Source organism: uncultured Rikenella sp., from assembly GCF_910577125.1.
GTDB lineage: Bacteria > Bacteroidota > Bacteroidia > Bacteroidales > Rikenellaceae > Rikenella.
Window position 1 is genome coordinate 1 of record NZ_CAJTMN010000060.1, and the last position, 12596, is coordinate 12596.

Annotated in this window: 10 protein-coding genes; 8 read left to right on the plus strand and 2 right to left on the minus strand. The window is 58.9% G+C overall.

Going from position 1 to position 12596, the window contains the following annotated elements; genetic code table 11:
- Positions 1 to 557: 557 nt before the first annotated feature.
- Positions 558 to 1556: an aspartate-semialdehyde dehydrogenase gene (locus QZ292_RS07145; RefSeq protein ID WP_294599877.1), complete on the minus strand. Its 999-nt coding sequence runs from the start codon at positions 1554 to 1556 to the stop codon at positions 558 to 560.
- Positions 1557 to 1786: 230 nt separating this feature from the next.
- Between QZ292_RS07145 and gmd the strand changes: the two genes are divergently transcribed.
- From gmd to QZ292_RS07185, 8 genes are all read left to right on the plus strand, one after another.
- Positions 1787 to 2938: a GDP-mannose 4,6-dehydratase gene (gmd, locus tag QZ292_RS07150; protein WP_294599880.1), complete on the plus strand. Its 1152-nt coding sequence runs from the start codon at positions 1787 to 1789 to the stop codon at positions 2936 to 2938.
- A gap of 24 nt (positions 2939 to 2962) precedes the next feature.
- The gene (locus tag QZ292_RS07155; protein ID WP_294599883.1) at positions 2963 to 4183 is read left to right on the plus strand and encodes a C1 family peptidase; all 1221 of its coding nucleotides are present in this window, start codon (positions 2963 to 2965) and stop codon (positions 4181 to 4183) included.
- Between the two features lie 189 nt (positions 4184 to 4372).
- Positions 4373 to 5704: a hypothetical protein gene (locus tag QZ292_RS07160; protein WP_294599885.1), complete on the plus strand. Its 1332-nt coding sequence runs from the start codon at positions 4373 to 4375 to the stop codon at positions 5702 to 5704.
- A gap of 44 nt (positions 5705 to 5748) precedes the next feature.
- The gene (locus tag QZ292_RS07165; protein ID WP_294599888.1) at positions 5749 to 7320 is read left to right on the plus strand and encodes a hypothetical protein; all 1572 of its coding nucleotides are present in this window, start codon (positions 5749 to 5751) and stop codon (positions 7318 to 7320) included.
- A 227-nt stretch (positions 7321 to 7547) separates the two neighbouring features.
- Positions 7548 to 7835 (plus strand): hypothetical protein, encoded by a 288-nt coding sequence (locus QZ292_RS07170; RefSeq protein ID WP_294599889.1) that lies wholly within the window; start codon positions 7548 to 7550, stop codon positions 7833 to 7835.
- Between the two features lie 72 nt (positions 7836 to 7907).
- Positions 7908 to 9044, plus strand: coding sequence for a 6-bladed beta-propeller (locus QZ292_RS07175; RefSeq protein WP_294599900.1), 1137 nt, complete (start codon positions 7908 to 7910; stop codon positions 9042 to 9044).
- A 923-nt stretch (positions 9045 to 9967) separates the two neighbouring features.
- On the plus strand, positions 9968 to 10225 hold the full coding sequence (locus QZ292_RS07180; RefSeq protein ID WP_294599891.1) for a hypothetical protein: 258 nt from the start codon (positions 9968 to 9970) through the stop codon (positions 10223 to 10225).
- A gap of 79 nt (positions 10226 to 10304) precedes the next feature.
- Positions 10305 to 11360, plus strand: coding sequence for a 6-bladed beta-propeller (locus tag QZ292_RS07185; protein ID WP_294599894.1), 1056 nt, complete (start codon positions 10305 to 10307; stop codon positions 11358 to 11360).
- 8 nt (positions 11361 to 11368) lie between these two features.
- Here QZ292_RS07185 and hemW read toward each other — a convergent pair whose 3' ends face one another.
- Positions 11369 to 12469, minus strand: a complete 1101-nt coding sequence (gene hemW / locus QZ292_RS07190; RefSeq protein WP_294599898.1) for a radical SAM family heme chaperone HemW — start codon at positions 12467 to 12469, stop codon at positions 11369 to 11371.
- Between the last annotated feature and the right edge of the window lie 127 nt (positions 12470 to 12596).

A 12596-nucleotide genomic window follows, 5' to 3' on the forward strand; every position in this document is an offset into this window, starting at 1 on the left:
CCCGCCACAACCTCACCCAACCCACAGCCAGCAGCCTCGCCCCATTCGTCCTCGGCGCGCCCCCCTCGCGCCGCTATGGCGTCGCTGCGCCCGAGGCCGGCGACCCTACGGGTCGCAAGGTCTCAGCCTAATTCTTTACCGGTTCGGGCTGCGCGCTCTCCGGGTGGACCGAAGGCCCAACGCGCAAGCCCGGCGATTCCTTTTGGAATCGCGCTACTCGCTCTCTGCCCCGTGTTCATCCCTGCGGCTCCGCTATCGCTCCGCCGGTGCCTTCGGGCACCGCCTCTACCCTCCGCGCGCCTGGGCGATTCATTCTATTTCGGCTTGCGCCAAAATAGTAGAATCGCTTCTTAAGGCGTGGCGCGCGGTCGAGCTTCGACTGCCCTCGGGCCGGGCGGGCCCCACTTGGTAAGGCGAAGAGAGCCCTAACAAAACACCCAACGGGTGCGTGGACGGGCGAAACTTACGTTTCGCTAAGGCCGCCTCGGCCCAAAACAAAAGCCGCCTCCGCGACACTGCGCGGAGGCGGCTCGATAACTATGCGACAACTCCCCAAGCTACGCCTTGATAAAGCCTTTTTCTAACAAATATTGCGCGATCTGCACCGCATTGGTCGCCGCCCCCTTCCGCAGGTTGTCCGCCACGACCCACATGTTCATCGCCCGAGGGTTCGAGATGTCGCGCCGCAAACGACCCACGAAAACTTCGTCGTGGTGCTGAGCCGTCACCGCCATCGGGTACTCCGACCGCTCCGGACAATCCACCACCTCGACCCCCGGCGTCCGCTCGAGCAGCGCCCGGACCTCTTTGATCGTGAAGTCTTTGACCGTCTCGACGTTGATCGACTCGGAGTGGCCCCCCACCACCGGTACCCGGATCGCCGTCGGAGAGATCAGAATCGAATCGTCGCCGAAAATCTTGTGCGTCTCGTTGACCAGCTTCATCTCCTCCTTCGTGTAGCCGTTCTCGGTGAACGAGTCGCATTGCGGGATGCAGTTGCGGTCGATCACATGCGGATAGATCATCGGGCCGTCCATAATGCCGTTCCGTTCGTTCTCCATCTGCGTGACGGCCCGCATCCCCGTGCCCGTGATCGCCTGGTAGGTCGAGACCACGATCCGACGGATGCCGTACGTCCGGTAGATCGGCGCCAGAGCCATCAGCATCTGGATCGTCGAACAGTTCGGGTTGGCGATAATGCGGTCTTCCGGGGTCAGCACATCGGCGTTGATCTCCGGAATGACCAGCTTCTTGGTCGGATCCATCCGCCATGCCGAGCTGTTGTCCACCACGTAGCATCCCGCCTCGGCGAAGCGCGGCGCCCACTCCAGCGAGGCCTGGCCGCCGGCCGAGAAGATTGCCAGCTCGGGCCCCATCTCCAACCCCACTTGCGGCGTCACGACCGTCCACTCGCGGCCGCCGAACGACACCTTTTTACCCGCCGAACGCTCCGAAGCGATCGGGATCAACTCCGTGACCGGAAAATTACGTTCTCCGAGCACCGCCAACATGCGGCCGCCCACCAGACCGGTGGCGCCGAATACTGCTACTTTCATATCTGTTTGCCTTTTGTTTTTGTTGCATCGAACAGACCGGCCCGGGGCCGATCGGAGCGACAAAGGTACGTTTTTTCGGGGCGCGGCGGAACGAAAAACGACCGTTTGTTAAATTCTTAACAAATTTATCCCGAACCGAATGATTTTCCCGTCGCACCGGAAGCAAATAGTTCCTTATCTTTGCAATCGGGCGCGCTGCGGAGGCTCGCCCGATCACCCATTCACTCGCTATGTCGAAAACTGCGCTCATCACCGGAGTCACGGGACAGGACGGCGCCTATCTGGCCGAGTTCCTGCTCCGGAAAGGGTATGCCGTACACGGAATCAAGCGGCGTGCCTCGTCGTTCAACACCGAACGGATCGACCACCTCTACGAAGACCCGCACGTGGACGGACAGCGTTTCACGCTCCACTACGGCGACATGACCGACTCGCTGAACCTCACGAAGATCATCCAGGAGGTGCGGCCCGACGAGATCTACAACCTCGCCGCCATGAGCCACGTCAAGGTCAGCTTCGACACGCCGGAATACACGGCCAACGCCGACGGGATCGGCACCCTGAGGCTGCTGGAGGCGGTCCGGCTGCTGGGGCTGACCGAACAGACACGCATTTATCAGGCCTCCACCTCGGAGCTCTACGGACTGGTGCAGGAGGTGCCGCAATCGGAAAAGACGCCGTTCTACCCGCGGTCGCCGTACGCCTGCGCCAAGCTCTACGCCTACTGGATCACGGTCAACTACCGCGAGGCCTACGGGATGCACGCCTCGAACGGCATCCTCTTCAACCATGAGAGCCCGGTGCGGGGCGAGACCTTTGTGACGCGTAAGATCACGCGGGCGGCGGCACGCATCGCGCTGGGGATGCAGGAGCAGACCTATCTGGGGAACATGAGCGCCACGCGCGACTGGGGGCATGCCAAGGACTACGTGGAGGCGATGTGGCTCATCCTGCAACAGCCGCGGCCGGACGACTATGTGATCGCCACGGGGGTGACCACTTCGATCCGGGAGTTCCTGCGGATGGCCTTCGCGGAAATAGGCGTTACCGTCGCATTCTCGGGCTCGGGCGTGGACGAAGTCGGGACGATCGCGGCGGTGGATGCGGCTAAATTTACCGAAGCGGTGGGCGGAGAGTACCTGCCGGCGATGGGAAAACGGATCGGGAGCCGGGTGGTGAGCGTCGACCCGCGCTACTTCCGGCCGACGGAGGTCGAAGCCCTGATCGGAGACGCCACGAAGGCGCGCACGGTGCTGGGCTGGACGCCCCGGTACGACCTGCCGGCCCTGGTGGCGGACATGATGGCGTCGGACATCCGGCTCTTCAAGCGGGACGCTTATCTGCAGGCCGGGGGATTCACCGTCAACAGCTATTTCGAATAACCAAACTCATACAAACCATCATTCATGAAATCCATTCTCACCGTTTGCACGGCCGCGCTGGCGATGACCTTCGCCTCTGCCTCCGCCGCGCCGAAAGCGAAAAAACAGAAGACACAGAAAGCCGATACGGTTTACGTATTCACCGACGTGAAGGTCGTTCCGGTCACGCCGATCGATAACCAGAGCAGCTCGGGCACCTGCTGGAGCTTCGCCGGAACCGGTCTTTTGGAAAGCGAGGCGCTGCGGCAGGGCAAGGACACGCTCAACCTGTCGGAAATGTGGATCGTGCGCCACACCTACCTCGACAAAGCGATCAAATACGCCCGCACGCACGGGACGTCGGCTTTTTCGGCCGGAGCCAACACGCACGACGTGCTGACCATCCTGCGCAACCACGGCATCGTGCCGCAGGAGGCTTATGCCGGACTGCGGTACAGCCGGGACAGCGTACACCGGCATGGCGAGCTGGATGCGGTGCTGGCCGGGTACATGAAGGCGGTGATCCAGGCGCCGAACCGTTCGCTCTCGCCGGTGTGGCAGGAGGGGCTGAACGGCATTCTGGACGCCTATCTGGGCAAATGCCCCGAGAAATTCGTCTACAAGGGCAAGGAATATACCCCGAAGTCCTTCGCCGAGGCGATGGGGATCCGGGCCGATGACTTCGTCTCGTTCACCTCGTTCACCCACCATCCGTTCTACACCCGGTTCGCGGTCGAGATTCCCGACAACTGGGCGTGGGAACCGGCGGCCAATGTGCCGGCGGACGACCTGATCCGGATCATCGACGCGGCGCTGGAGCAGGGCTATGCGGTGAACTGGTCGGCCGACGTGAGCGAAAAGGGATTCCGCTACAACGAAGGCTTCGCGATCGTGCCGGTGGACAAGCCGGAACAGGTGGCAGGCTCGGACATGGCGCACTGGACGGGGCTCACCAAAGAGCAGCTCGCCAAGATGTCGCGCAAGATTTCGGGGCCGATGCCCGAAAAGACCATCACGCAGGAGATGCGCCAGGAGGCCTTCGACAACTACGAGACGACGGACGACCACGGGATGGTCATCGTCGGGACGGCACACGACCAGTGGGGCAACAAGTTCTACAAGGTCAAGAACTCGTGGGGCGAGACCGGTAAGTACAAAGGATTCTTCTACGTCTCGGAACCCTACGTGCGATATAAGACGATGAATATCATGGTCAACCGCGCGGCGGTGCCGCAGGAGATCGTCGGCCGCTTCGACCGGCTGTAGCGGCTCCGCAGCCCTTTTCGGAACGGGGGAGCCGACGCTCCCCCGTTTTTTTTCGCAGCCCGTTCCGGGAATCCCGGCGACTCTGGCACGCCGATTGCGGGAATCTCCTTTTCGAACCGGCCGGCACGAGGCGATGTAACTTCGGCCCGTTTCGAGCGTCAAAGAAGTAAAGAAGCAACCTAACCCGCCATGAAAAAATACCTCATACCGCTGTTTCTCGCCGGGTGGACGGCAGGCAGCGCCGCAGCACAGGACGCAGGTTATGTGGACGACCTCTACCGGGGCTCGACCCGGCAGAGTCGGGCCGTTCAGCAGGAACGCCGCGAGATTCAGCGTTCGGCCCGCCTCACCGCCGCCGCACAGCGGAAAGCCGACCGGATGCCCGCCCAGTGGACGCCGGCGCGGCAGACCCAGACGGCGGCACCGGTGACCGTCGCGGCGCAGGGAACGCAGCGCGACGAACTGGTCACCTCGTTCGACGACGCGCTGCAGCGCCGGATCGCCGCCTACCGGAACTACCGCGAGATGGACGACGACTACTGGAAACTGATGGAGAGCTTCCACCGCACCCTCTCGGGCCGGTACGATCCCGACCTCTACAACATCATCACCTTCGGAAACGACATGTGGGTCGAACCGACCTACATCACCGCCCTCTTCGACGGGAGCGACCCCACGGCACGGCTGAACGCCAAGGAGCTCTGGGACGGCGGACGCGACGACCGGAACAACGTGAACATCACGCTGAACGTCTCGGCCGGAAGCGGATGGGTCGCGCCGTGGAACGCCTACTGGTACTCGCCGTGGAGCCGACCGTGGCGGTGGAACTACTATTACTACGGCGCATGGGGCGGGCCTTACTGGAGCTGGAATTGGAACTGGGGGCCGTCGTGGGGCTGGGGGCCGGCATGGAACTGGGGACCGGCATGGAACTGGGGACCCGCATGGGGGCCGACCTGGGGCTGGAGCCTGGGATGGGGGCCTGCCTGGGGACCCGGCTACTATCCGCCGCCCGCCTGGGGCGGGCCCGGAGGAGGCAGACCGAGACCGATCTACTGGGGAGACGGCCGACCGGCCGGACGACCGACCTATCGGCCGGGTAGCGGGCCGAACGGAGCCGGAGGCAGACCGGTCTACTCGGGCGGCTACCGGCGCAACGACAACGGCACGGGCGTGGCGGTCAACCGGGACGGCGGCGCCGCACGACGGCCGGGAACGACCGGGACGCCAGCGGTAACGATCCGTCCGGGCGGCAGCGGCAACCAGTACACGCCGAACATCATCAACCGCCCGGGAACGGGCAGCAATGACGGCTATCGGCAACCGGTGGATATGGAGCGTTCGTACCGGCGCGAAGTCCGGACGAACACAGCTCCGGCTGCGCCGCAGCAGCGCACGGTGCAGCGCTCCGAACTGACCCGGACGCCGGCGGTTTCGCCGTCGCGGCCGGGCGGCGGAAGCTACGGAGGAAGCCCTTCGGGCGGCGGAAGCGCGGGTGGCGGAGGCTACCGGCGGCGGTAAGACGGCCAGCATCCTGACGAATCGACTAACGGAAAAATAAGACCATGAAACGGAACCTCATACAGACCGCCTGCCTGACGGCGGGCCTTCTGGCGGCCGGCGCGACGGCACGGGCCCAGGGGCCGGAAGAGCTGCTTCTCTTCTCGCGCCAGAATTTCGGACTGGCCACCGCCCGGACGGCCGGGATGGGAGGCGCTTTCACCTCGCTGGGGGCCGACGGAGCCTCGATGAGCATCAACCCGGCCGGGATGGCGATGTACAGCCGGAGCGAGCTGGCCATCAGCCCCGGGCTCCGGATCTCGGCCCAGACGGCCGACTACCGCACGCCGAACGGAAATCTGGACAACCGCCTCAACCGGGTCAAGGCCAACGTGGGAAACTTCTCGATGGTCTACGCCGGGAACAACTTCGCGATCGGCTTCGGGATGAACCGCCTGGCGGACTTCAACGGCCGCAGCCGGGCGATCAGCTTCAACGACCGCACGGCGCTGGGCGAGGGCTTCTCGATCGGCGACATGTTCGTCGAACAGCTCTACGGCATCCCCTCGTCGACCGTCGGCGCCCCGGAAAAGGATATCTACAAAGCTTTCTACAACTACCCGCCGGCTTTGTGGGGAGCCATCATGGGCTACCAGGCGGGGCTGATCGATCCGGTTTCCGGAACGGGAGGAACGGGGCAGCCGTTGCAGCAATATACGACTCAGGGGATGATTCAGCAGGGGACGCTCCTCTTCCCGGAGTGGTACCGCCGGACGTCGGGCGCCATCAACGAATACACCATCAGCGGGGGGTATAATTTCAAGGACATTCTCTACATCGGAGCGACGCTGGGGATTCAGGACATCTACTACAGCCGGCTGGACACCTATTCGGAAGTGACCTCGGCGGACAACATGGGGCTGCTCTCGACCTATTACAACCAGTTCTACGACCTTTCGGGCGTGGGGGTCAACCTGAAGGTGGGGGCGACGGTGCGGCCGGTGCCCTGGCTGCGGATCGGCGTGGTCTACCACTCGCCGACGTGGATCGGCATGACGGACGAGTATGCGGCGGACATGACGGTGAACTACACCCACTCGATCGACGGCTACACCTACGGTTTCAGCGACACGCCGATCCAGCGGCAGGAGTACCGGATGCGGACGCCGTCGCGGCTGCTGGCCGGGATCTCGGCCACGATCGGAACGACGGGGATCGTCAGCGTGGACTACGAACGGACGTGGTACCAGCACATGAAATACATGTCGGACGACTACCGGGACATCAACCCGGGAATCGGGACGACTTACGGGCCGACGGATGCGATCCGGGCCGGGGTGGAGTTCCAGCCGGTGCGGTCGCTCTTCCTGCGGGCGGGATACGGCTACAGCACGTCGGTCTACCGGGACGATGCCTATGCCTCATTCGGCGAGTACCAGCAGATTTCGGGCGGGATCGGCTTCCGGAACCGGTCGGTGAGCGTCGATCTGGCCTACGTCTACGGCAAGGCGAACGGAATGCCGTACAAGCCGTTCGACTACACGTCGGATGACGGCTATCGGGTGGCTACGGACGGGACGATCTACACGAAGGAGCGGTATCACAACGTGATTCTGACGCTGGCGTTCCGGTTCTGAGGCTCGTAGGTTTCAGCGACTTGCACGTTGCACATTTCGACAGGGGACTCGCGGCGAGTCCCCTGTTTCATGGCCGCTGGCGGTGCCGTTATTCTTGAATTATTTTAAGACTAAAATAATCCGATAAAATATTGTCGTTTTCAATTCTTTGAATTATATTTGAGGTGTGATTTCTCCGAAGATGTGCGGGGAGACGCAATTTTTAGTTACCTTTAATTTTTGAAGTCATGAAGAAAATGACCAAAATTCTGTTGGCTGCCGGCGGCGCAGCTCTGATTTGCGGCGGAGCCGTGATGACCTACCTCAAAGCGCAGACCCCGGTGACTCCTCAAGACGAACTCACCTTGGCCAATATCGAGGCTATGGCGTTAAATCTGGATATGGATATGGATCTGGATCAAGGATTCTTGAATGGTCCCCAGAAAAAATACGATTGTCCTGGATGGTGGACTGGCAAAGGATATCGATGTGCGGCTGAAATTCAGACGAATTGTTCGCAAATACCCTGCAAATAACAACAGCTGGCCTCGGGTATCCTGCAGGAGCACCCGAGGCCATTTTAATTTATATACACACAATTGTCCGTGATGAAATATCTTTCTCTTCTCTTTTTTGCAAGCCTTGCTTTTACAGGATGTAGCGAATTGTCCGCCCCTGCGAAATCCGGCATTGCGATCGATGTCCCTCAAGCATTGGAAACGGTTTCGGAAACAGAAGGCAGAAACATATCGGACAGTGTTTGGTATGTCGCCCTTACGGCACCGGCGACTCACATGCAAGGTTATATTACCAAAGCTGTGGGTTATCGCCAGAAAATATACTGTTTGGATGAACTTCAAAGCCGGTCGCTGAATGTTTACGACAGCGCGGGGCGTTTCCTCTATCAGTTGGCCCCACGCGGGAAAGGGCCACAGGAAGCACTGAATATCTCCGATTTCTCTATCTTCGGCGACGAAGTGTTTGTAACGGACATATTGCAAAAACGGGTACAGGTTTATCGGGCCGATAACGGACAATTCATACGGACGATCCGTCTTCCGTTTGCCGCTTACGAGTGTCATCGAATGGCGGATAATCGGATGGTGTTCATTCTGTCACCGTACAACGAGGATTTGGGAGACGATTATCTCTTGCATGAAGTCCTGACAACGGACAGTCTGTTGCATCCGATCCGGTTTCAAGTGGCACGCCCGTATCCTGACCGGGGTGCCGTGTCGCGCTCACAGTGGAATGCTTTCTGCGGTCCGTCCGAGTTGTTTACGATTTTTGGCGAAAGTATCTACCGTTATGACCCGGCAGCCGATTCGATGGTTTATGTCGTTGGGTTCGATTATGGCAGGGAGAATGTCCCGCAAGAGGCTTTGGCAGACTATCGGCGTTATATGAGATATTATGATGACGACCGAATGAGACTGACTTCGGAGTCGCCTTGGGCGATAGGTTCCTACGTATTCGGCAGCATCAATAAGGGGCAGGCTAAGTATCACGTGATGTATGACGGACACGAGACGTTGGCTCGAGAAATACGTCCCGAGACATATGATGTCACCGATCCGTTGTTCCCGGTCGGATTCGTACAGGATGATCCGGCAACGTTGATTTCGTATGTGGAACCGATGCTCGGAGTTCCGCAATTGGTCGATCGTCAGATAAAGATGGCGGACGGGAAAGTGGTGGATACCGATGAATATCCGCTTGTTTTGTTATTTACAAAATTAAAATAGCTGGTTTCCGTGCTCCCGGAAAACCTTATTAAACGAACGACAATCGGTATGAATCTTCGATCTTTTATTATCGCCGCTCTTGTGTGTATGGGAGGAATCTCTTGCGGTTCAACCGATGTAAGGGAAATCGTCACCGGGATTAAAAACATTGAATTACTGGAGCCGCTCCAAGATACGGGAGTCCGTCATATATTGGCAAAATCGAGTCCGAAAATAGTTACATTTATCGATGGGCGATGCAATGTCTGTTTGGACGACTTTCGGCAGTGGTATATACTCAGGTCTGATTCGGCTTTTTGTCGACATGATATTGACATAATCTATTATGTCGGGACTCCGAATGCGCAAAGTATCGACATGTGGACACATCGGTATAAAATTCGTGACTTTGTTATCGATCCGGATCGACTGTTCTTGCGAAAAAATAAGTTGAAATTAGACGATAAAATATTTCACACGTTCCTCTTGGATCGAGAGAATCGGGTGGTGCTTGTAGGGTCGCCGATCGGGAACCCGCGAATGTGGGAGTTCTATAAAACCACCATCGCCCGGCTCGTCGAGAACGGCGGCGTGTTGCCCTGTGGGGAGACTGCGACAACCGCCTCAGAATAATCCCCTCCCTACGCCCGCACGTCAACGGAAAAGACGCGCAATTACGTAGTCCGAAATCAGCCACCGCGCCGGAGGGATGGCCCACCGGTCGGGTAAGCTCTATGCCTTGATTCAGGGCTGCGAAGAGAATCAAGTGGCAGAGATCATCCTGCCTTGACAAGATACGAAACGATATTTGCATTTCACATTCACGAATAGAATAATCCGGCGAAATATTGTCGTTTTCAATTCTTTGAATTATATTTGAGGTGTGATTTCTCCGAAGATGTGCGGGGAGACGCAATTTTTAGTTACCTTTAATTTTTGAAGTCATGAAGAAAATGACCAAAATTCTGTTGGCTGCCGGTGGTGCAGCCCTGATTTGCGGCGGGTCGGTAATGACCTACCTCAAAGCACAAACCCAGCAACCGGAAATGTCGGATTTGACCCTCGCCAATCTGGAAGCGATGGCTTTGTCCATCGAAGACGGTGAAAATATCGGTGGAGCAGCACGGTGGATTGTGAAAATCATTGATCAATATGGGTCTAAAACCTGCAATCCAGGTGGTGCGGATTTCTGTACTTTTTAAAAGATAAAAATCGATATTACAAAAGATTTCCTTACATTTGTAGGGGAATCTTTTTGTTCTAAAATTGACAAAAATAAAGATGAAACCTTTTTTCTTCAGCCTGTTCGGATTGATTCTCTTCGCCTGCAGCAGCAAGCCGCAGCAGACCGCCTCGGAACAGATCATCATTGACTTTGACGCCCCCGAGCCCACCCGGAAGATCGAGAAAGTCGTCCCGCTCGAAACGACCTCCGAATCGCTTTACGGCCGGTTCTTCCGGGTGCGGGTGACCGACACTCATATCTTCGTGCAGGACATGCAGCAGATTTTGGTCTTCGACACGGACGGAAAATACCTCTCGAAAGTAGACCGCGTGGGCCACGGGCCGCAGGAGTATATCACCATCTCCCACTTCTGGCCTTACAAAGACAAATTATATATTGTATCCGGCACCTATCATAACGGGATAAAAGTATACACCCATACAGGAGAGTTTGTACAGAATATTCCCTTGGATTTTGCTCCTGATGCAATTGCTGTTGCAGATAACGATCTGGCCATCCAAGCCATCTATAATGAAGCCGGGACACTGGTCGTTACCGACCGCGACGGAAAAATCCGGTATGAAACCATCTCTCCGATTTTGGCCAAAACCACGGTAAGTATGCCGGCTATGTTTCCGTTTACCGAAGCCAACGGACAGCTCTATTATTTTCCCGATTTCGCCTCGGACATTTATACAGTCGGCCCCGACTCCTCGGACGTAAAACGCATACATTTCGATTTCGGAAAATACACCATTACGCCGGACTTTGTTGCCCGGTTAACGGCAGGAACTTTAATGGAAGAATTTTCTCAGAACGACATCGTTTCTTTCCCGAACTTCAACCCGAGCAACCGTTGGTGGGGCATGACCTTCTCGCTGAGCGGTAAGGAATACACGTGGTACTACGATCCGGCCACCGGTGCCCAGCGTATTACCGCTGCCGAAGGGACGATTGCCGTGAAGCCGATCGCCTGCGCCACGGAAGAGGGTTTCGTCGCCTCGGTAGACGCCGCCCGTTTTCTGGAAGACCCACAGTACGCCTCCTGGCGCGACAGCGTGCAGGTCGACGAAAACGACAACGCCGTCCTGATCTTCTACACCGTCGAATAGATCGCGCGTCAACGGAAAAGACGCGAAATCACATAGTCCGAAATCAGCCACCGCGCCGGAGGGATGGCCCAACCGGTCGGGGTACGGAACAGATCGCCCGCCGCTTCGAAAACCGCACACTGCGTTTCGAGGCGGCGGGTTTCCGCTTCGCCGAAACGGGAGGAAAATTCGGCCGTAGAGATCCCTTCGGCTCTCCGCAGGCGGGTCATCAGGTATTCGTTCTGCAGGTCGGTGTCGGTCAGAAGCTCCTCTTCGGGCGGAATTCCGGCCAGATAGAGCGGATTGCTCGACACGTTCCAGCTCCGCCGACGCCGGCCGTCGTAAGAATGGGCCGAGGGGCCGACGCCCAGATAGGGTTCGCCGCTCCAATAGGCGCTGTTGTGCCGGGCCCGAAAGCCGGGACGGGCGAAGTTAGACACTTCGTAGTGTTCGAAACCGGCGGCCTGCAACCGTTCGCGCAGGAGGGCGAAGTGCTGCTCGGAAACGGTCTCTTCGACGGGGGCCAGCCCCTGCCGGCCGAAGACGGTGCGGGGCTCGACGGTCAGGTGGTAGGCCGAGATGTGCTGCACGGGCAGGGCGACGGCCTGTTCCAGATCTTCGCGCCACTCGCGCAGGGTCATGCCGGGCAGTCCGTAAATCAGGTCGATCGTCAGGTTCGCGAAACCGGCGGCATGGGCGGCTTCGACGGCCTCTACGGCGGCACGGGCGGTATGGCGGCGGTTCATCCGTTCGAGGTGTCGATCGTGGAACGACTGCACGCCGATGCTCAGGCGGTCGATGCCGATGTCGCGCAGGGCGGAAAGATAACCGGGGGTCAGATCGTCGGGGTTGGCTTCGAGGGTCACTTCGTCGAACCGGTCGACGGCCCACTGCTCCCGCACCTGTCGCACGAGCCGGCCGATCTCGTCGGGGGTGCACACGGAGGGGGTGCCGCCGCCGAAGTAGAGGGTGCGGACACGCTGGAGGGGCACTTCACCGCGCCGCTGCTCCAGCTCGCGGCCGATCGCCTCCAGCATCTCTCCTTTCCGGGCGAGGGAGGCGCTGTGGTGGAAGTCGCAGTAGTGGCAGATCCGACGACAAAACGGTATATGTACGTAAATTCCGGACATATCTTCTTTTCGATGCGGGTAAAATACTTTTTCGGGTTCGGACGGGCGGGGGCCGCGCGCCCGCCCCGGGCTACCGCCATTCGCACTCGGGCAGTCCGGTGAACGTCGGCAGCCACGGATTCAGCTG